Consider the following 20,488-nt stretch of genomic DNA (forward strand, 5'->3'; position numbering starts at 1 on the left):
CGACTTGCAACGCCGGGTGTTGATCGCTGCGGCCGGATTTTCTGAAACGACGTTCGTGGATAAAAATGACAGCATTAGTCAATTAGATGTCATTGTTATGTCTGACTTCGTCGGCCCGCTGCCGGCTCCGATCCCATTTTCATCCCGCGCCCACCATGACGACCATTTGCCCGAAATGCCGCCACTCCCGCTCGCCCGACGCCACCGTGCCCGACTGGCAGTGCCCTCACTGCGGTGTGGCTTACAACAAGGCCGCCGAGGCGTTGAACACGCCACGGCTTGCGACGAGCGGCTACGTGGCCAGACCCGAACCACGGCGCATTCCCTGGGGTGCGCTCATTCTGGGTGCGGTGATTGCCTGGGGGGCGTGGAGCGGTATCAAGTTCGGCTTGGCCAAGTACGACGGCACCGAAAGCACCAGCGCCAGCGCGGGCCAGAATCCGTCAACCGATGAACTGGCCCGGCTGGCGGGTACGGTCAAACCCGGTGATGTGGTGATGTACACCACCACGCATTGCCCCTACTGCGCCCAAGCCAAGGCATGGCTGAATCAGTATGGCTTTGCGTTTGACGAGTGCGACGCCGAACAGTGGCCCGAATGCGCCAGCCAGATGCAGGCACTGGGCGCGAACGGCGTGCCCTTCCTGCTGGTGCGCGGCCAGCCGATGAAGGAAGGCTTCGATACCGAGCAGTTCCTTGCGCTTTTGAAGTAAAAGCGCGCCGGCGCAGTGCGCGCTGCGCCTATTCGGTCGTGCTGGCGTTCCAGAACACCTGCTTCACATAAGGCCGCGCCACCAGATGGCTGCTGATGCGTTCGAGCTGGGCCGAATCGACCGATGTCGATTGCAGCGTGGCGGTGATCTCGACGTCGTCGTCGCCGAACGGCTCGATCTCGAGATCGCCGAGCGGGTAGTCGGCCTGTTCGAGCAGCGCTTCAAGCTCGACCAGCATCTGCTTCTGCCGCTCGTCCGCGACAATCATGCACAACTGGTAAGTGACTTCGCTGCGCTGATCATCGATCGGCATCCGGTTGATCGCGTTGACGACCGGGCGTAGCAGCGTGTTCGAGGCAATGACGAAGCCGGCGGCGAGCACCGCCTCGGCAATCAGGTCGGCGCCGGCGCAAGCGCCGACCGCGGCCGATCCCCACAGCGTTGCCGCGGTGTTCAGTCCGCGCACGTTCAGGCCTTCCTTCATGATCGTGCCGGCGCCGAGAAAGCCGACGCCCGACACCACGTAGGCGACGACGCGCACTGCGCCGCCGCTGCCGTCGAGTCGGTACGCCATGTCGACGAAGATCGCCGCGCCGACGGCGACGAGGGTATTGGTGCGCAGCCCGGCGGTGCGCTGGCGGTACTGGCGCTCGAACCCGATCACCGAGCCGAGTACGAAGGCGGTGATCAGGCTGACGAGCGAATCGAGCAGCGCCGGCAGGTTGAATTGAATGATGGCTTGCATGGGCAGCTCCAATGAGGCGGCGCAGATCACTGCACCGCCGTTCTTATTATGTGGATGTTTGATGACAGTCTCTGCGTGGCGCTGCGAATGAAACGCAGCGCAGCGGTGCTGGCAAGGCGTGTGCACGATAGACAGTACGTTTAGTACAGCGAGTGCGCACAGCGCCGCCAGCAGCGTTTCATTTGCAGGGCCTTATTGCCAGCCGTAGCGGCGGGCGTAGAACCCCTTCATCAACTGCGTCAGTGTCATGTAGCAGACCAGGATGCCGACCAGCCACGGGAAGTACGAGAGCGGCAGCGCCTGCAGCTTGAAGTAGCCGGCCAGCGGGCCCATCGGCAGAAAGATGCCGATCGCCATGATCACCGCCGTCATCAATAGTAGCGGCCAGGCGGCGCGGCTCTGGATGAACGGGATCTTGCGCGTGCGGATCATGTGCACGATCAGCGTCTGCGACAGCAGGCCGACGACGAACCAGCCGGACTGGAACAGCGTCTGGTGCTCGGGCGAATTGGCGCCGAACACATTCCACATCACGACGAAGGTGGTGATGTCGAAGATCGAGCTGATCGGGCCGAAGAACACCATGAAGCGCGACAGCTCGTCCGGGTTCCAGCGCTGCGGCTTCTTCAGCAGCTCGTCGTCGACGTTGTCGAACGGAATCGCGATCTGCGAGATGTCGTACAGCAGGTTCTGCACCAAGAGATGCATCGGCAGCATCGGCAGGAAGGGGATGAAGGCGCTGGCGACCAGCACGCTGAAGACGTTGCCGAAGTTCGAGCTGGCGGTCATCTTGATGTACTTGAGCATATTGGCGAAGGTCTTGCGGCCTTCGATCACGCCTTCCTCGAGCACCATCAGGCTTTTTTCCAGCAGGATCAGATCGGCCGCTTCCTTGGCGATATCGACCGCGCTATCGACCGAGATGCCGATGTCGGCGGCGCGCAGCGCCGGCGCGTCGTTGATACCGTCACCCATGAAGCCGACGACGTGGCCGCGCTCGCGCAGCAGCCGGACGATGCGCTCCTTGTGCATCGGCGTCAGCTTGGCGAACACCGTTGCGGTCTCGGCCACGGCGGACAATTGCAGATCGCTCATCGCGTCGATCTTGTCGCCAAGCACGACGCCGTTCACCTTCAGCCCGACCTCGCGGCAGACCTTGAGCGTCACCAGTTCGTTGTCGCCGGTCAGCACCTTGACCTCGACACCGTTGGCCTTCAGCGTCTTCAGCGCCGGCGCGGTGCTTTCCTTCGGCGGATCGAGGAAGGCGATGTAACCGGCGAGCACCAGTTCGCGCTCGTCGGCGACACCGTAGTTGGTCACATCGAGCGGCACCGGCTTGCTGGCGACGGCGACGACGCGCAGCCCTTCGCGGTTCAGCCCGGCCGCAACCTCGCGGATCTGCGCCAGCAGGCCGGCGGAAAGCGGCAGCGTCTCGTCGCCGCGGCGCACGCGGGTGCACGCGGCGAGCACTTCCTCGAGCGCACCCTTGCAGATCAGCAACTGCTGGTCGTCACGCTGTTTGACGACGACCGACATCCGGCGGCGGACGAAATCGAACGGCACTTCGTCGACCTTCTCCCAGCCGTGGTCGGCGTTGAATTCGGCCTGTAGTTCGGCGTGTTCGAGTACGGCGACGTCGAGCAGGTTCTTCAGCCCGGTCTGGTAGGCGCTGTTCAGATAGGCCATGTCGAGCACCGTGTCGCAGCGCTCGCCCCAAGCGTCGGTGTGGCGTTCGAGCGCGATCCGGTCCTGCGTCAGCGTGCCGGTCTTGTCGGTGCAGAGGATGTCCATCGCACCGAAGTTCTGGATCGCGTCGAGCCGCTTGACGATCACCTTCTTGCGGCTCAGCACCACCGCGCCCTTGGCCAGCGTCGACGTGACGATCATCGGCAGCATTTCCGGCGTCAGGCCGACGGCGATCGACAGTGCGAACAGTGCCGCCTCGGTCCAGTCGCCCTTGGTGAAACCGTTGATGAACAGCACCAGCGGCGTCATCACGAACATGAAGCGGATCAGCACCCAGCTGACCTTGTTCACACCGGTCTGAAACTGCGTCGGCGTGCGATCCTGCGCGGTGACCTTTTCGGCCAGCGCGCCAAAATAGGTTTGGTTGCCGGTGCCGACGACGAGCGCGGTGGCCGAGCCGCTGACGACGTTGGTGCCCATGAAGCACAGATTGGCCAGCGCCAGCGGATTGCGCTCGGCGTGCTCAAGCTGGTCGGCGAACTTCTCGACCGGCAGCGATTCGCCGGTCAGCGCGGCCTGACTGACGAACAGGTCCTTGGCGGTCAGGATGCGCAGATCGGCCGGAATCATGTCGCCGGCCGAGAGCTGGACGATATCGCCCGGCACCAGGTCACGAATCGGCAGTTCCAGCCGGGCGCCATCGCGCAGCACCGTCGCGGTGTTGCTGACCATGGCCTTGAGCCGGTCGGCGGCGGTGGTCGAGCGCTTTTCCTGCACGAAGCGCAGTACCGTCGAGATGCCGACCATGGTGGCGATGACGACGGTTGCCTGCATGTCGTCGGTCGCCGCCGAGATCAGCGCGAGCACGGTCAGCAGTACGTTGAACGGGTTGCGGTAGCACAGCCACAGGTGAGTCCACCACGGCATCGGTTTTTCGTGTGCGACCTCGTTCGGGCCGGTGCGATCGCGCTTGGCGTCGGCTTCCGCGCTTGCGAGGCCGTCGTTGCGGCTGTCGAGCCGTTTCAGTGCCGCGGCCGGGACGAGGTGGGAGAGGGCGATCAACCGCTCGGACAGTTGCGACGACACCGACCGGCCGACGGCATCGCCACGCAGCAGGTCGAGCAACGCCAGCCGCCGCAGTTGTCGGGCCGAGAGCCCTTTTTGCAGAAACGCGAGAACGCGCAGTTTGATGAAATCAAAACGCATAGTACTTCCCCGGCCGGGACGCACGACGGCGCCCGGCTTGTACGGGTCGTGCCGACGCGGGCAGACAACGGGCGCAGCAGCGCTTCTTGCGGTACCCGTCAAAGCCGCTAACAAACCCCAGCGAAGCGGTGCTGGCAAGGCGCGCGAAACGCAGACAGTACAAGGAGAGTACGGCCAGTGAGTGCAACGCAGGCAGCAGGGGTTTGTTCGCGGCGCAAAGCCGGACGCAAGCCGTCATCGCCGATGGCGACACGAACTAACAAAAATTCAGGAAGGGGAGTACGAGCCCGTTGGACTCGAAGACGCCACTACCCGCCAGATCGGCAAGGGCAGCGGCAGGGGAAGACCTGCGTTGACCTCGCCGCTAGCGACCGATGCAAGATCGGCTACTAGAACCACTTTCCACGAGGGAACTCCATCTACGAAAGACCGGCGGAAGGTAAGCCAATGGCGTCGGTTTTGTCCAGCCTTTTTGCCGGGCTTGGTAAAAATTGCGGTTTGAAATATCGGTGCTCAGTCGCTGGAAATCGCCCGCGTGGCAACCCGGTGCCGATCGGATGATGGCGGTAATTGCAGCTTTAAAATTACTTTTTCGCTGAACTTGACGGCAAGTTGCGTGAATTATTCGGCGGGGTCCTGAGGGCGGGCTTTGTCATCTGCGCATTCCGGTGCCGGCCCGTCCCGGCTTTCGCCTGCGGGCATGCTCGCACCCGCGGTCAGATGCAAGTGTTGTTGCAGGCTTTGGCGGCTTGCCGGTACAAGGCCAAACGGACCCGAATAATCCACATTTGCAGTGCCTGCATTTCCGGTAATACTGGCGGCTTGCACAACAAGACAGGCTGGAAGGTCACAGCCTCGGCCGCTTCAGATCACGTTTCATAGGCAGATGTCCGCTCATGCGTATTCCATCCTTCCCCCGACTGCTGCTGTTCATCGTCGTTTATGGCGCGCTGGCGATGTTCAGCATGAGTACGCGTGATCCGGTCACGCACTCGACCATCGTCTGGCCTGCTGCCGGCATTTTGCTGGGCACGCTGATGCTGGCGCCTTACCGGCAATGGCCGGTGTGGGCGCTGCTGACCGTGGTGCTGCACACCGGCGTGGCGCTGCTGCACGCGAGGGCCTTGCCCGTTTCGCTGCTGCTGTCGCTGCTCAATCTGCTGGTGATGGCAGGCATTGCCGCCGCATGGCGGCATCAGGCCGGTGAGCGGCAGACGCTGACGAACCCGTCCAGCCTGTTCTGGTTCGTGCTGCTGGTGCTGGTGGGCTGTATTGTCGGCGCTTATGTCGGGGTATTTCTGCTGCATGCGTTCGGCTACGTCTCCGGCAGGATCGATCCGCAAATCTTTGCCGTCGCCGATGGCGTCGGGGCGCTGATCGGTGCGCCGCTGGTGATGGCCTGGGCCGGTTTTCATCCCGCGCGCTCGGATGGGGCTTCGCGACGCAACGCGTGGCTGGGCTTGCTGGGTTTCCTGGCGCTGATCGTTACGGCCGAACTGGCGTTCGACGGGCCGACCGCCACCGCGGTGCTGGCATCGACCCGGTACGAACTCTCTTATCTGCCACTGGTGTTCGTGGTGCTGATCGCCATGGTCTGGCAGCGCCGCGGCATGACGCTGGCGCTGGTCGTGCTGGCGGCGATTGCCGGGCTCAATACCTATCAGGGTGAAGGGCCGTTTGCCGCGTCGGCCTACGGGCTGACCAACCCGCTGCTTGAAGTACAGCTCTACCTTGGCGCTGCAGCGCTACTGGGGCTGCTGATGGCGACCATGAACGCCAGTCGCGACGAAGCGCTGCGCGAGGCCGTGGCGTGGAAAGTGCGGGCCGAGAGCATGTTGCTGAGTACCAACCAGCTGATGTACGAGGTCGACCCGCGTGACGGCAAGGTGGTCTGGGCCGGGCAGATGGTCGAATTGCTCGGACTGGATGCATCGGCGCTGCCCACGCTGGCGAGTTTCATCGAGCGCGTGCACCCCGAGGATCGCGAGCGCGTGACCCGCTATGCCGAGCAGCGCGGCAGCGGCGACACGAACGCACGCAAGCAGCGTTTCCGTTTTCTGACTGGCGACAACGAGTACGTGGTTTTGCGGGACATCGGCGCACCGGTGGTCGATTTCGACGACACCGTCTACCGCGTCGGCGGCTTGCTGCGGCTGGACGAGTCCGACGTCGAGCAGGGCTGAGCGGATGGAAGCCGCTGAAGAACGCCCATCGGTTGGCGTGCTGCTGGTCCACGGACTCGGTGGCACCCAGTATGACCTCGGTTCGCTGCACAAAATACTCAAGCGCGCCGGCGTCGAGCCGCACACGCTGACCTTGCCCGGCCACAGCGGCAAGCCCGAGGATTTGCTCGATGTACGTGCCGAGGACTGGGTGGACACGGTTGAGGCGCGGTATCGCGAACTGGCGCTGGAGCACCCGACGCTGCACGTGGTGGCGATGTGTCTGGGGTCGCTGATTTCGGTCGAGGCGCTCAAGCGCATCGAGCAGCCGTCGGGCAAGCTCGTGCTGCTGGCGCCGCCGGTGTTTCTCGATGGCTGGGCGACGCCGTGGTACTGGATTTTCCGGCATATCGTCTACCGGATTCCGTACTTCGCCCGCAGCATGAAAATCGCCGAGGAAGATCCGTTCGGCGTCAAGAACGACCTTGTTCGCAGCATCGTCAAGGCCAAGTTCGAACGCGGTGATGACTTTCACTATCCGTGGGTGCCGCTGGCGTGCATCAAGCAGGTCGATCGCTTGCGGGGCTGGGTGGGCAAGGGGCTGGCCGCCGTGCGCAGCCCGACCCTGATCATCCATGCGCGCGAGGACGACCTGACCAGCCCGCGTTCGGCCGAGTTTCTGGTGCGTGAAATGGGCGGGATGGCGCGGATGATCCTGCTGGACAACAGCTACCACATGATTTGCGTCGACAACGATAGAGATCAGGTGGCAATCGAAATGCTGCGCCACTTCGGTCTGGATACCTCGGTGGTCAAGGTGCGCACCCGGGCACGCGGCTAGATGGTTTTTCCGCCTGCCGCCGCCCGGGAGTATTACCAGCCGGCGCTGCGGTAGGCCGACTCGATCAGCGCGATCGTGGCCGCGGCATCGTCGCCGGTGATCGGTGGCGTGCCGCTGTCCAGACTGGCAATCCAGTCGTTCAGTTCGAGCAGGTAAGGATCGGTGGTGTCGAACTCGAGATCATCCGGACTCAGGCCCGTGGTGGATTCGATCCGCAATCGGGCCGGGTCGAAAGCCACATCGCTGCTGAGCGTGGCGTGCTCGAACCGCAGGCAATAGCCGTGGCTGTTGGCCGGAAAAGCCGTACCGCCAAGGTAATGCACACTGGTGCCGCCAGCGAAGGCCAGCTGCAGCGCAACGGTGTCTTCAAGCTCGTGGCTGGCGGGCCGCTTTGAAATCTGCGCCTGCACCGCCAGTGGCTCGCCGAGCACGGTACGCAGCCAGTCCAGCTCGTGTGCGGCAACCTCGTACAGATAGCCACCGCTGCCGGCGCGCTGGCCTTTCCATGGCGAAATCTGCAGGAAATCGTGCTCTAACCGCCAGAAGGAAAAATGCAGCGCCCGGCCGAATTTTCCCGTGCGGTAGGCCCGGGCGATGCTGCGGTAGGGCTCGAAGTAGCGCAAGACATGGCCGACCATCAGCGACACACCGGCATCGCGCACCGCAGCATTGATCTCGGCACAGGCCGCTTCGCCGAGGGCCATCGGCTTTTCCAGAAAGATGTGTTTGCCGGCGCGTGCGGCATTGATCGCGTTGCCCTGATGCTGTGCCGGTGGCGTGGCAATCAGCACCGCATCGACCTCGCCCAGCGCCAGCAGCGCCTGTTCGTCGGCGCAGGCGCGCGCCGAATGCAGTGCGGCAAGTTTGGCCGTGCGCGCCGGATCGACATCGGTCACCGCCACGACCCTGGCGCTGCCGGTCTTTTCGGCCGTGGCCGCCAGAAACGCGCCGAACTGGCCGCAGCCGATCAAACCCAGTCTGAGATCGCTAGTCATGACAACTCCGTCGTGGGGAGGGGAACCGCAACGCCGCGCCGTGCCGCATCCAGCGTGGCGTAATGCGCTGCAAGCTGTTCGAGCAGCAAGGCATGGGAAACCGGCTCGGTGCCTTCGCTGAAAAACCGGTGCATCTGCTCGAACAGCAGTGCGTAGCCGACGTCGAACTCGATCTCGGCCGATGCGCGCCGGCTGCCATAAAGCTTCAGTGTGAAGCCGTACCAGTCGCTGCCGGGGCCGACCAGCGACAGGACGCCGCGCGCCGCACCGACGGCGGAGTCGGCGGCGTACTCGAGCGTAACCGTGGCGGGGGCGCTCAAACGATGCGGATCGCCATCGGGGCTGGGTAGATCGGCGTGGATGATGCGCGCGAGTCCGGGGCCGAGCGTGCTGAACAGGCAGGCGTACAGATGCGGCAGATACCAGTCTGCGGTATCGGTCGGCCCGGTCAGGGTGAAGAAGCGCAGCGTGCCGATCTCGGCCAGCGCCGCTTTAACCGTCTGCGCCGCATGCGTATGCAGTAGCGCCGAGGCCGAATAGACGCTTGCGCCATGTTGATCGGCAAGCCGCAAGATTGCTCGGGCGTCGGCCAGACTGCCGGCAAACGGCCGATTGAAAAAAACCCGCCGGCCGGCTTCAAGGTGTGGCCTTGCCAGAGCAAGGTAGCGGGCAGGATCAAGCGTGGCGATCAGAACGCCGTCGCAACCATCGGCCACCGATGCCGCCGATGGCGCAACGCTGGCGCCGGTGAGCGTGGCGATCTCTTGTGTGGCGGCGATGTCCTCGTCCCACACCCGCGCGGCGATCAGCCCGTGTTCGGGTTCACTTTGCCACTGCTTGGCCCACATCCTGCCGTGGCTGCCTGTGGCGCAGCCGATGATGCCAAGGCGGATCGGCCCGTCTGCATATTCGCTCATGATGCCTCCCGTTGGATGGGTCATTGTGCGCGGGAGGGCGGAGGGCGAGAAGCCTGGGCGGCCCGCCAGGCAAGCTCGGCAAAGCCGCCGGAGCGAAGATCGGTGACTGGGGCGAGGCCCGGAAAGCGAGGACGGCGAAAGCCCCGGCCCGGATCAGCTAGTGCTGTCCGGCGCTCGGGGCTCTCATGCGATACATGCGTGCAGCACCGCCAGATGGCGGCGGGTGCTTAGCGCGAGGTTGACCGGCCCAGCACCGCCGCCAGCGCAGTCGCCAGTGCGGTATCGGGCAATGGACGATCTTCGCGCGGTTTGGTTTGCTGTGCCTGTTGCGGCTTGTTGGCCGGCTTGCGGCGCGGCTGTGCCGGCTTGCCCTGTCGCGGGTTTGCCGGCTTGGCACCTTCCACGGCGGGCTTGCTGGGCGCCGGACGCGGATTTTCCTTGGCTCGTTGTGCGCGGCGTGCATCTTCGGCGGCCTTGATTCTGGCCTTGATCGATGCCGATACCGCTGCGGCGTGGGTTTGTTGTTCGGCACTCAGCTCGCCGCTGACGCTGCCATCCAGCCCGTAACGCGCACCGCCGGCTGCCATGGCAGCCTGATACGCGGGACGACGTACCCACAGGAACACCGCGCGGGCAACCTTCTCGACATCCAGTCCCTTGGCTTCGCACTCGGCCTTGAGGCGGTCACGGGTATCCAGTGCCAGGGGCTTGGGATTCCGGGTGTCGAAGGCGACCGGCCAGTGCTCGGCCAGCAGGGCGAAGGCGGCTTTGCGCTCTTCGGTCATTTTTTGTTTGCGGTTCAGTGTTTCGGTCATGACGCCTCCGTTTGCACAGGAGTACAAAATACGGAATAAAGGTTAAAAACAGGCAAAGAAAAACCCCGATAAGCACTGCATTATCGGGGTTTGAAGTGTTTGGTGGAGCCGGCGGGAGTCGAACCCGCGTCCGAAAGCCCTCCACGAAGAGATCTACATGCGTAGTCTGGTTCATTTAAGTACTTTTAACCGATGACACGCCAGCCGACGGGCTTGGCACCAGCGAGTTACCTTGGATTTAACCCTTGCTCAAGTAACCCGAGCAAAAGCGATCCCATCTAAATGACTCTGCTGCCGGTTGCCCGACCTACCCGATGGGAGAAATAGTGCAGAGTCCAGCGCGATTAAGCGGCTAGAGCGTAGTCTTGGTCGTTTGCGACTAAGAATTTTCAGCGTTTTACGGGGTGACTGAAATCCCGGCATGCCCTCATCCGCTTTGTAACCCCCGTCGAAACCATGGCGGCCCCAGATGTAGCGAGATGATTATACCGCGTTTGCCTGTATGTGGGGCAATGCATCGGCAGCCCCGTTCAGCGCTACCTCGACCTCTTGCGTCATAACCGCAATTGGCATGGCAGAATCGTTGCGGGAAGCCGGGTGTTCGCAGGTTTCGGTCTATCAAGCAAAGTGGAGGTTGGAATGTTCAAAGCAGTGTATCTGACACGGGATGGCGAGTTTTCCGCCGGGGTGGCTGAACTGGACGAGTCGGCTTTGCCAGCCACGGGCGTGGCATTGCGCGTTGAGTACTCAACGCTTAATTACAAAGATGCGCTGGCGATGACCGATACCGGCTCGGTGGTGCGGCAGTTTCCGATGGTCGCCGGGGTGGATGCGGTCGGCACGGTGCTGACTTCCGATTCGGCGGATTTTGCCGCCGGCGATAAAGTCATCCTGAACGGCTGGGGTTGTGGCGAATTGAGCTGGGGGGCGCTGGCGCAGCGGGCGACGGTGCCGGCCGAGGGATTGGTGCGTTTGCCGGCGGGCCTGAGCGCCCACGATGCGATGGCCTTGGGTACGGCGGGCTACACCGCGATGCTGTGCGTGCAGGCGCTGAAAAAGCACGGCCTGACGCCGCAATCGGGGCCGATTCTGGTCACCGGTGCGAGCGGTGGCGTCGGCTCGGTGGCGATCATGCTGCTGGCGAGATTGGGTTTTGAGGTGGTTGGCGTGACCGGCAAGGCCGATGCGGCCGACTATTTGCAAAAGCTTGGCGCCGCCGAGGTGATCGATCGCTCTTCGCTATCGGGCGTCGGCAAGCCGTTGCAGAAGGAGCGTTGGGCCGGGGTGGTCGATTCGGTCGGCAGTCATGTGCTCGCCAATGCCTGCGCACAGGTCCGGCGTGGCGGTGCGGTGGCCTCGTGCGGCCTGGCGGGCGGGATGGATTTCCCGGCGACGGTGGCGCCGTTCATTCTGCGCGGGGTTACGCTGTATGGCATCGACAGCGTCTATGCGCCGCGCCAGCAGCGCCAGGAGGCGTGGGATTTGCTGGCGGGTCTGATCGATCCGGTCTTGCTGGCCAGCACGAGCACCGAGATCGGTCTGGCGGAGACCTTTGCCGCGGCGGCCGACATCATCGCCGGGCGACATCGCGGCCGGTTTATTGTTGACGTGAATCGTTAAGCGCTCCGCCAAACAAAACGCCCCGATATGTCGGGGCGTTTTTACTGTGCTGAAGTTTGAAGGTCAGCCTGGAAGGTGCGCGAGCAGATCAAGCGGGTGAGTGATGCGCAAATCCGCTCCCCACGCGGTCGGTTGGTCGTCGCTGCTGATATAGCCGTAATCGGCGATGACCGTTTTCATGCCGACGCGCCGGCCGGCCTCGATATCACGCTCGGCATCGCCGACGTAAATGCACGCACCGGGCGGAACGCCGAGCTGCTCGGCAGCGTGCAGCATCGGCTTCGGATCGGGCTTGGCGACGCCGACGGTATCGCCGGACACGACGCAGCCCGGTTGCACCGGTAGCGGCAATTTGCGTACCAGCGGGTCGGTAAAACGCCCCGGCTTGTTGGTGACGATGCCCCAGGGCAGGCCGCGCGCGCCGATGGCGGCGATCAGTTCGGCAATGCCGTCGAACAGTACCGTGTGCTCGCACAGTGCCGCAGCGTAGTGCGCCAGAAAACGTTCGCGCAGCAAGGCAAAGGCCGCATCGTCGGGCGTTACACCAAATCCCAGTTCGATCAGCCCACGCGCGCCGTGCGATGCCAGTGGGCGGATCGCCTCATGAGGCTGCTCGGGCAGGCCCTCCTCGATCAGCAGCCGGTTCAGCGCTGCGCCAAGGTCGGGCGCGGTATCGGCAAGCGTGCCGTCGAGATCGAAAAGAATGGCACGAATCATGGCGCTGTCCTTGTTGTATCAAGCTGGGGCCGGGTGCTATGGCCGGTGTTCAAAGCGGTTTGCGGCAGGCCACCAGATAATTGACGTCGGCGTCGTCCGAAAGTGCGGCAATCCCCGAAAGGGGGTTGTAGCTCATGCCGCTGACGGTGATCGTTTCCAGCCCGGCGGTGCGCGTCATCCGCGCCAGCTCCGACGGTTTGATGAACTTGGTGTAATCGTGGGTGCCGCGCGGCAGCAGCCCCAGCAGGTATTCGGCGCCGATCACCGCCAGCGCATAGGCTTTGGGATTGCGGTTCAGCGTCGAGAAAAATACCCAGCCGCCGGGCTTGGCCAGGCGGGCGCATGCGGCGACGATGCTCGCCGGTGACGGAACGTGTTCAAGCATTTCCATGCAGGTGACCACGTCGAAGCTTTCCGGCGCCTCTTCGGCCAGCGCTTCGACCGCGATACAGCGGTAATCGACCGATTGGCCCGACTCGAACAGGTGCAGCTTGGCGACCTTGAGCGATTTCTCGGCCAGATCGATGCCGGTCACTTGCGCGCCCGATTGCGCCAGCGCTTCACTGAGAATGCCGCCGCCGCAGCCGACATCGATCGCGCTCGTGGCAGTCAGCGGTGCGTGGTCGGCGACGAATTGCAATCGCAGCGGATTGATCTGGTGCAGCGGCTTGAATTCGCCTTCCTTGTCCCACCATTTGTGGGCGAGGGCGGAAAACTTGGCGATCTCGGCCTGATCGGCATTGAGCGGGGTGGTGGTGTCGGTCATCGGTATCGGCGTAAAGGCGGGCAAGCCGCTAGTTTACCTCGTGCGTCGCCGCGGCTGAACCTCCAAGCGCGGCGGAGCGATCAACGCGGCGCGATGCGCGCCTGCCAGCGCTTGGCATTGGCGAGCAGTTGCGCCGATTTGAGTCGGGTCAGCTGACCGCCCGCGAGCTGGGCGACACCGGCAATCCAGACGTGGCTGACTTGGTTGCGATCGGCCGCATACACCAGCTGCGACACCGGATCGTACGCCGGCTGGGTGCTCAGGGCCGAGAGATCGACCGCGATGATGTCTGCTTGTTTGCCGGGGGCAAGGCTGCCAATGCGATCGTCCCAGCCGAGCGCCCTGGCGCCGTTCAGCGTCGCCATTTCCAGTGCCTGCCACGCCGGCAACGCAGTCGGCGTGCCACTCTGGCCTTTGGCCAGCAGCGCGGCGAGCCGCAGTTCGGCGAACATATCCAGCTTGTTATTGCTGGCGGCGCCATCGGTGCCGATGCCGACATTGATGCCGGCGGCGAGCTGGTCGGTGATGCGGGCAAAGCCCGACGCCAGTTTCAGGTTGGACGCCGGGTTGTGCGCGACATGGACGCCGCGTTGTGCCAGCAGCGCGATCTCGGCATCGGTGCTGTGCACCATGTGCGCGGCGATCAGCGGGCTGTCGAGCAGCCCCAGCCTCGCCAGCCTTTCCAGCGGGCGAACGCCGTACTGCTTGAGGCTGTCGTCGATTTCGTCCTGGGTTTCGTGAATATGGCAATGGATGCCGACGTTCAATTTATCGGCCAGTGTGATGATGCGCCCGAAGGTGGCGTCGCTGACCGAATACGGCGCATGCGGCGCCAGCGTGAAACCGAGCAGCGATTCGCCGGCGAATTCATCGATACAGCTCAGCGCCTTGCGCAGGTACTGGTCCGCATCGCTGGCATAGGGTGTCGGGAATTCGAGGATCGAGCAGCCGACCATCATCCGGAAGCCACTTGCCAGTGCGGCGCGAGCGACGGCGCCGTGGTGAAAGTACATGTCATTGGCGCAGGTGGTGCCGCCACGGATCATTTCGGCAATCGCCAGCTGCGTGCCGTCGAAAACGAATTCGTCTGACACATGCGCGCTCTCGGCCGGCCAGATGTGATTGTTGAGCCAATCCATCAGCGCCAAGTCATCGGCATAGCCCCGCAACAGCGTCATCGCCGAGTGTGCATGCAGGTTGACCAGGCCCGGCAGCAGCGCGTGCTCGGGAAGATCAATCCGTTCGGCGTTCGGATAACGGGCGAGCGCGTCGGCAACGGGCAGGATGGCGTCGATGAGATCGTTCTTGATGACCAGTGCATGGCCGGTAAGAACAAGGCGCGGTTCGATCGGAATCAGCCAGCGCGGCAACAGGATCTGAGTGGACATGGATTTGAATCGGTTTGGCGTCGTGATGGAACGTCAGAAATGCAAAAAGCCGACCTCGCGGTCGGCTTTTCGTTGCAGCGCGCTTAGATTACTTAGCGGCCGAAGCAACTTCCGAAGCGGCAGCAGCCACATCCGAAGCAACAGCTTCAACAGCCGAAGCAACTTCCGAAGCAGCAGCTTCAACAACAGCCGAAGCTTCTACAACAGCCGAAGCAGCAACCGGAGCTTCTTCTTTCTTGCCGCAAGCGGTCAGAGCAACAGCGAACAGGGCAGCAACGAGCAGGGACTTATTCATTTTAATTAACCTTTGATAAAGACGAGTTGGACAAAAAACCACTAGAGCTATCGACCGCTTGATCGATGGCTTCAAAAAAGCAGTTAGGCATCACTTGACGACCGACAGGGGCAGATTCTATCAACGTTTTGTGCAAAAAGGTAGGCAAAGGGCGGCTTCGGATGCATCGTATTGCCAGCCAATTGCAACAACTTGTACGAAGTAGCTGACGAATCCCAAGTGTGAGGCGTGTAAAAGCAAGCAGGGTGGATCGACTTGCGCGCTATGCCAGTCCGGGCGCGGCTTGGCGCCGGGTGCCCTGGTGTTGGCGCGTGCATCGCGACTACAGGTAGAGCCGGTTCCATGTCGATTCGGGCTGTGCAGCGGCCCAAATTTCAGCGTATTGCTGTTGTAGTAAGGCAACAGATGATGTGCTGCCCAGTTCGCCGTGCGGCCAATCGGCATGCCGCCGTGTCAGGTAATGCTTGCCGTCGCTGATTGACAGGCCATAGGCGATCAAACCACTGTCTTCCGGTACGCGCAGCCATTGCATCCGGTGGCCAAAGTGATCGCGCAGCTGCATGAAGCGCGGCGCTTCGGTCGCCAGATACTCGCAGCGCCAGGCTGCGAGTTGCAATTGACCGCCACCGACGAAAAAATCCCACAGCGCATCACAGACCACGCGGCTGCCGAGGTCGGTGATGCGAAAGTCGTCCTCGGCCAGCCACAGGGTCTTGCGGGCGCTGGCAACCAGCGTGGCGAAGGCGTCACGGTAGTCGCGGTGCCGATCGATCCGAAACGGCGGATCAGCCGGCAGGGCGAAGGAAGCCATAGTCGTAGCAGGTGTACAGCGCTTCGAGTGCCGCATCGTCGTACTCGCCGGCCGGTAGCGCGCGGGTATCGGCGAGTTGTTGCAAGGCGGGCAGCGCGGCCGGCTCGGCGGCGACTTCATCGCCATTGATATAGATACGTTCGTGCTCGAACAGCATCTGGCTTTTCAGATCGAGTACCACACCCGATTCAGCCACCTGCGCGCTGAAGTTGTCGAAGTCCAGCGGTTCGTCTGGCGCTTCGAAAAATACGTGCGGTTTGGGCTCGGTGAAATAGCGGCCGACAAAGCGGCGTACGCTGGTTTCATCCCACTGAATCTGTTTGAGCATGTCGGCCATGCTGGTGACAAAGGCGTCGTCGATTTCGCCCGGGTGCGTTTGCACCTGGCGCTGCGGATCGGCGTACATGCCGTCGAGGCACAATTCGTCCTGGATGAACTCGAGAAACTTGTCGGCGATTTCCTGCGTTTTCGGCGCGCGAAAGCCGATCGAGTAGGTCATGCCTGGATCGAGCGCGACGCCGTAATGGGCGTACTTGGGCGGCAGGTACAGCATGTCGCCGTGTTCGAGTATCCACTCCTGCTCGGCGGTGAAATCCTTCAGTACGCGGATCGGCGCATCCTCGACGAAGTTGCCCGCGTCATCGCTGGAAATCTGCCAGCGCTTGCTGCCGCCGACTTGCAGCAGGAACACATCGTAGGAATCGTAGTGCGGGCCGACGGTACCGCCGGGGGGGGCGTACGAAATCATCAGGTCATCGAGCCGGTAGTACGGCAGGAAGTTGAAACGGTAGAGCAGATCGTTGATGTGACCGACATGGTTGTTGACGTTGCTGACCAGCAGCGTCCAGTCGGTTGCCGGCAGGCGCGCGAGGCGGCGCGGCTCGAACGGGCCGTGTTCGAGCGACCATTTGCCGTTGCGGCATTCAAGCAGACGCGATTCGGCGTCGTCGCTGCAGGCCAGTTCGGTCAGCCGGGCCAGATCGATCAGTTCGGGGAAGTCGGTCCACGCCTGGCGGATCAGCAGCGGCTTTTTTTGCCAGTATTCGGCAAGGAATTGTTCGGGCGTGATGCCGCCGAGAAGTTGCATGGTCATGGCTGGGCACTATAACGACTGTGAGAATGACGCGATTATCGCACCGAGGGAGATTGCATGTTGAACCCAGGCGACATGGCACCCGATTTCGAACTGCCCGATGCGATGATGGATCCGGTCAAGCTATCGGATTACCGCGGGCGGCAGCATGTGGTGCTGTACTTCTTTAATAAGGATCACACGCCCGGCGGCGTGATCGAGGCGGTTGAATTCAGCGACCGTGTCGCCGCGCTGGCCGAACACGATGCGATCGTGCTTGGCGTCAGCCTTGATGACTGTATGGCGCATGAGCTGTTTATCGATGAAGAAGGCGTCGAATTCGATCTGCTTTCCGACGTTGAGGGCGAAGTCAGTCGCCAGTACCATGCCCTGCGCGAGTGGCAGGTGGGCAGCGTGGTAAGATACGGGATAGAACGCTCGACTTTCGTCATCGACAAGGCGGGGCTGATCCGCCACGCTTTCTACCATGTCACGCCGAAAGGTCACGCGGCCGAGATACTCACCCTTGTTCAATCGCTAGGATAAGCCCTGATGCAAATCGCCAAGAACACCGCAGTTACCATCAACTACGAAATGTTTGACCTCGAAGGCAAGCAGCTCGACAAGACCGAAGAACCGATCGCCTATCTGCACGGCGGTTACGACAATATTCTGCCGCTGGTAGAAGAAGCACTCGAAGGCAAGACCGTCGGTGACAGCATCGACGTAGTCATGGAAGCCGACGACGCTTTCGGCGAACACGAGCCGGAACTGATCCGCACCGAAGATCTGGATGTGTTCCCGCAAGAAGTCACCGTTGGCATGATGTTTGAAGCCGATGATCCGCAAACCGGCGATGTGTTGCTGTTCCGCGTGGTCGACATTACCGGCGGCAAGGTCACGGTTGATGCGAACCACCCGTTTGCCGGAGTCAAGATTCGCTTCGTTGGTAAGGTGGTTGACGTTCGCGCCGCGACCGATGAAGAAATCGCCCATGGTCATATCCATGGCGAGCATGGCCATCAGCACTAAGCGTCAAGCTTCTGCTTGAAAACAAAACGGGGCGACTTCTGGTCGCCCCGTTTTGTTTTTGCCCGCTACGATTTATCGATCGTTCTGCGGGCTGTCCTGTTGTTCACCCTTGCCGTTGACGCCGTCCTTGAAGCCGCGAATGGCGGCGCCAAGATCGCCGCCGGCGTTGCGCAGCCTGCGGGTGCCAAAGACCAGCACCACGACGACCAGAACCAGCGCCCAGTGCCAGAGACTGAAAGAACCCATGTTTATCTCCTGCCTGGCCCCGGGGCACTTGCAAGTGCCCCGGGGCCAGCGTGATTAAATCCCGATGGTGCCACCGTCGTTCTTGGTGATGACGATCGTGGCCGAGCGCGGGCGGGCGTTGCCGCCGTCCGGCCAGTGGCTGGTGAACTTGCTCGGGTCGGCCAGATCGGCCACTTTGGTGTCCTCGCCCGGGTGCTGGATGTTGACGAACAACGTCTTGCCATCCGGCGTTTCGGCCACACCGGTGATTTCGCAATCCTTCGGGCCGACCAGGAAGCGGCGCAGCGATTCGCCGTCCGGATTTTTGCCCTTGTGCGTGCTCACTTCCAGCGTGGCGGCGCCGATCGTATTGGCCACCTTGGTCGCACCGCCATCGCCGATCTTGCCCGGAATCGCGGCCAGCATCATGCAGTTGGTGACGTCGGAATAGGCGCCATCGTCGGTCTGGATCCACAAGAGGCCGCTCTTCGGGCTGAACCAGATGCCGTCCGGGCTGGACATGTCGTTGTCGTCGGTCAGCGCGGACAGATTGACCGCAGCGCCGGCCTTGGCTTCGGCGGCGAAGACATAGACATCCCACTTGAAGCTGGTCGCGGCGGCATCGGCGCCGGCTTCGGCGGTGCGGATGATATGGCCGTTGACGTTGCCGGTCTGCTTGCTGGCGCCCTTCATGTCCTCGTAGGCGCGCGGATTGGCCGCATCCGGGAGGATCTTGCTGCCCGAAGCGGCGGTGGTGACGCGATTGGAGTTGTTGGTCAGCGTGTAATAGACCTCGCCGTTCTTCGGGTTGACCGAGCACCATTCCGGGCGATCCATCTTGGTGGCGCCAGCGGCATCGGCGGCGATGCGGGTGTGGATGCAGATGTCGGCCAGCGAGGCGAAGGCGAAACCGGCATAGCCGCTGATCGCGGTATTGGCCAGTGTCAGTGGCAGCCAGGTGCCCGAACCGTCGGCGTTGAACTTGGCAACATAAAGTGTGCCTTCATCGAGGTATTTGTCGCCGGCGGCCAGGCCCTTGGTGGCATCGGCCGAATCCCAGACCGCTTTCGACACGTACTTGTAGATGTATTCGTTGCGCGAATCGTCGCCCATGTAGAACACCACCGGCTTGCCGGCAACGACCGGCGCGTACACGGCGCATTCGTGCGCGAAACGGCCCAGGTGGGTGCGCTTGCGCGGGGTCGACGAGGCGGCGTACGGATCGATTTCGACCACGTAACCGAAGGTGTTGGCTTCGTTGCGGTAGTCGGCGAGGGCGCTGGCGCCGCTGTTGGCGAGGTTCCAGCGTTTGTAGACATCGGCCGCGCCGGCGGTATCCCACTTCTTGCCCGATGCACCGCTCGGCACGCCATAACGACCGAAAGAGGCCAGTTCGTTCGCGCTGCGGCTGGCGAGGACATCGCCGGTGCGCGAGAAGTAGCCGGCCCAGTTTTCCTCGCAGGTCAGGAAGGTGCCCCACGGGGTGTCGCCGGTGGCGCAGTTGTTGACCGTGCCACGGCTCTTGGTGCCATCGGTCGAATAGAGGGTTTTGACCTGATCACTGCCGCGCACCGGGCCGTACAGATCCATCGGCGTTTGCGCGGTGATGCGACGGTTGTAGACGGAGCTGCGATTGAGCTGGAACTTGCCGGCCGTTTTCTGGACTTCGATCACCGCGACGCCATGGGCGCGGATTTCCTTGTCGACTTCGGCTGCCGGGCGCACGCCAGCGGTGGTGGTGGCGCCGGCAACGTGCAGGAAGGCGTCGGTGATGTTTTCGTGGTTCATCGCGATCAGGCCGCGTTCGCTACCGTTCAGGTCGCGTGCGGTGCCTGCTGCGTTGAGGCCGAAGTAGTTCATGCCGTCATGATGATCGCCGGCGCGGAAATCGAAGCTGGCCGCATCGTCGCTGCCGTCGTTCTTGTAAGCGGCAGTGGTGGTATTGATCGGATCGCCCAGTGCGTACAGGACGGTGGCGCTGTAACCGGCCGGCAGTGTCAGCGCATCCAGCATGTTCTTGGCGACCGGATTGAAATTGAAGCGGGCTGCCGGCGGCGTCGTCGGAGTGGGCGTCGGCGCAGGGACCGGGCCTGGTGTGGGCGCCGGGGTCGGGCCGGGCGTCTGGTTGCCTGTGGTGTTGTCGGTGCTGCCGCCGCCACAGGCGCTCAGTGCACCGCCGAGGGCGACACCGCCGAACATCATGGCCGCTGCACCACCAAGGCCACCACGCAGAATGCCGCGACGGCTGATGCGCGATTCGAGCACGTTCTCGAAGCTGCCGTTGTCGCTATCGTTGTGACCGATGTCGTCCGCATCGATATTGCTGATTTGCGTGTTGTTTTGTTCTTTCATCGCAGTGAGCCCCCTGTGCTTGTCTATTTACGCGAAGCGGCAAGCGTAGAGGGTGTCGATGACAGCAACGTTAAAGCCGCGGGGGATTGCAAAGTTGCGCGGGCCGCCGGGCTGGCTGCGGTTGGTGATT

At 62.7% G+C, this 20,488-nt stretch carries 19 protein-coding genes and 1 other RNA gene; 6 read left to right on the forward strand and 14 right to left on the reverse strand.

All coding sequences use genetic code 11. The features are described 5' to 3' along the window. Positions 1-155: 155 nt before the first annotated feature. Positions 156-713, forward strand: a complete 558-nt coding sequence (locus JLC71_RS02725; RefSeq protein ID WP_200917151.1) for a glutaredoxin family protein — start codon at positions 156-158, stop codon at positions 711-713. Between the two features lie 28 nt (positions 714-741). On the opposite strand, the gene JLC71_RS02730 is transcribed toward JLC71_RS02725, so the two are convergent. Both JLC71_RS02730 and mgtA read right to left on the reverse strand, forming a co-directional pair. Continuing rightward, positions 742-1,458 carry an MgtC/SapB family protein gene (locus JLC71_RS02730; protein WP_200917152.1) on the reverse strand — a complete coding sequence of 239 codons (717 nt, stop codon included), beginning with the start codon at positions 1,456-1,458 and terminating at the stop codon, positions 742-744. A 192-nt stretch (positions 1,459-1,650) separates the two neighbouring features. Further along, entirely contained in the window at positions 1,651-4,350 is a 2,700-nt protein-coding gene (gene mgtA / locus JLC71_RS02735; RefSeq protein WP_200917153.1) for a magnesium-translocating P-type ATPase, read from the reverse strand. Positions 4,351-5,246: 896 nt separating this feature from the next. Here mgtA and JLC71_RS02740 point away from each other — a divergent pair. Together JLC71_RS02740 and JLC71_RS02745 are read left to right on the forward strand one after the other, a co-directional pair. Beyond that, entirely contained in the window at positions 5,247-6,533 is a 1,287-nt protein-coding gene (locus JLC71_RS02740) for an MASE1 domain-containing protein (protein WP_200917154.1), read from the forward strand. 4 nt (positions 6,534-6,537) lie between these two features. After that, the gene (locus JLC71_RS02745; protein WP_200917155.1) at positions 6,538-7,353 is read left to right on the forward strand and encodes an alpha/beta hydrolase; all 816 of its coding nucleotides are present in this window, start codon (positions 6,538-6,540) and stop codon (positions 7,351-7,353) included. 32 nt (positions 7,354-7,385) lie between these two features. Here the strand turns inward: JLC71_RS02745 and JLC71_RS02750 are convergent, their stop codons facing one another. The 4 genes from JLC71_RS02750 to ssrA all read right to left on the reverse strand — a co-directional run bounded on the left by JLC71_RS02750 (position 7,386) and on the right by ssrA (position 10,547). Next, positions 7,386-8,348 (reverse strand): Gfo/Idh/MocA family protein, encoded by a 963-nt coding sequence (locus JLC71_RS02750; RefSeq protein ID WP_200917156.1) that lies wholly within the window; start codon positions 8,346-8,348, stop codon positions 7,386-7,388. Further along, complete coding sequence (locus tag JLC71_RS02755) at positions 8,345-9,265, reverse strand: Gfo/Idh/MocA family oxidoreductase (RefSeq protein WP_200917157.1); 921 nt, start codon at positions 9,263-9,265, stop codon at positions 8,345-8,347. Before JLC71_RS02755 ends, JLC71_RS02750 begins: the two co-directional genes overlap by 4 nt. Positions 9,266-9,492: 227 nt before the next feature. Next, entirely contained in the window at positions 9,493-10,080 is a 588-nt protein-coding gene (locus JLC71_RS02760; RefSeq protein WP_200917158.1) for a ProQ/FINO family protein, read from the reverse strand. A 100-nt stretch (positions 10,081-10,180) separates the two neighbouring features. Continuing rightward, positions 10,181-10,547, reverse strand: a transfer-messenger RNA (tmRNA) gene (ssrA, locus tag JLC71_RS02765). A gap of 172 nt (positions 10,548-10,719) precedes the next feature. On the opposite strand from ssrA, the gene acuI reads away from it, so the two are divergent. Continuing rightward, on the forward strand, positions 10,720-11,700 hold the full coding sequence (acuI, locus tag JLC71_RS02770; RefSeq protein WP_200917159.1) for an acrylyl-CoA reductase (NADPH): 981 nt from the start codon (positions 10,720-10,722) through the stop codon (positions 11,698-11,700). Positions 11,701-11,763: 63 nt separating this feature from the next. Here the strand turns inward: acuI and JLC71_RS02775 are convergent, their stop codons facing one another. The 6 genes from JLC71_RS02775 to JLC71_RS02800 all read right to left on the reverse strand — a co-directional run bounded on the left by JLC71_RS02775 (position 11,764) and on the right by JLC71_RS02800 (position 16,770). Continuing rightward, positions 11,764-12,417, reverse strand: a complete 654-nt coding sequence (locus tag JLC71_RS02775; RefSeq protein WP_200917160.1) for an HAD family hydrolase — start codon at positions 12,415-12,417, stop codon at positions 11,764-11,766. A 49-nt stretch (positions 12,418-12,466) separates the two neighbouring features. Continuing rightward, positions 12,467-13,183 carry a bifunctional 2-polyprenyl-6-hydroxyphenol methylase/3-demethylubiquinol 3-O-methyltransferase UbiG gene (ubiG, locus tag JLC71_RS02780; RefSeq protein WP_200917161.1) on the reverse strand — a complete coding sequence of 239 codons (717 nt, stop codon included), beginning with the start codon at positions 13,181-13,183 and terminating at the stop codon, positions 12,467-12,469. A gap of 80 nt (positions 13,184-13,263) precedes the next feature. Then, entirely contained in the window at positions 13,264-14,571 is a 1,308-nt protein-coding gene (locus JLC71_RS02785) for a TRZ/ATZ family hydrolase (protein WP_200917162.1), read from the reverse strand. Positions 14,572-14,659: 88 nt separating this feature from the next. Further along, positions 14,660-14,866 (reverse strand): hypothetical protein, encoded by a 207-nt coding sequence (locus JLC71_RS02790; RefSeq protein WP_200917163.1) that lies wholly within the window; start codon positions 14,864-14,866, stop codon positions 14,660-14,662. Between the two features lie 322 nt (positions 14,867-15,188). Beyond that, positions 15,189-15,677: a hypothetical protein gene (locus tag JLC71_RS02795; RefSeq protein ID WP_200917164.1), complete on the reverse strand. Its 489-nt coding sequence runs from the start codon at positions 15,675-15,677 to the stop codon at positions 15,189-15,191. Continuing rightward, a complete protein-coding gene (locus JLC71_RS02800) occupies positions 15,652-16,770 on the reverse strand; it encodes a cupin domain-containing protein (RefSeq protein ID WP_200917165.1) in 1,119 nt (372 codons plus the stop codon). The genes JLC71_RS02795 and JLC71_RS02800 overlap by 26 nt, the downstream gene beginning before the upstream one ends. A 57-nt stretch (positions 16,771-16,827) precedes the next feature. Here JLC71_RS02800 and JLC71_RS02805 point away from each other — a divergent pair, with 57 nt between their 5' ends. Beyond that, entirely contained in the window at positions 16,828-17,295 is a 468-nt protein-coding gene (locus tag JLC71_RS02805; protein WP_236250954.1) for a peroxiredoxin, read from the forward strand. A gap of 6 nt (positions 17,296-17,301) precedes the next feature. Then, positions 17,302-17,781 carry an FKBP-type peptidyl-prolyl cis-trans isomerase gene (locus tag JLC71_RS02810; protein WP_200917166.1) on the forward strand — a complete coding sequence of 160 codons (480 nt, stop codon included), beginning with the start codon at positions 17,302-17,304 and terminating at the stop codon, positions 17,779-17,781. A 72-nt stretch (positions 17,782-17,853) separates the two neighbouring features. On the opposite strand, the gene tatA is transcribed toward JLC71_RS02810, so the two are convergent. Further along, entirely contained in the window at positions 17,854-18,027 is a 174-nt protein-coding gene (gene tatA, locus JLC71_RS02815; RefSeq protein ID WP_200917167.1) for a Sec-independent protein translocase subunit TatA, read from the reverse strand. Between the two features lie 54 nt (positions 18,028-18,081). Beyond that, positions 18,082-20,358 carry a PhoX family protein gene (locus JLC71_RS02820; RefSeq protein WP_200917168.1) on the reverse strand — a complete coding sequence of 759 codons (2,277 nt, stop codon included), beginning with the start codon at positions 20,356-20,358 and terminating at the stop codon, positions 18,082-18,084. Positions 20,359-20,488: the final 130 nt, after the last annotated feature.

Origin of the sequence: Jeongeupia sp. HS-3 (assembly GCF_015140455.1) — a bacterium.
Lineage (GTDB): Bacteria > Pseudomonadota > Gammaproteobacteria > Burkholderiales > Chitinibacteraceae > Jeongeupia.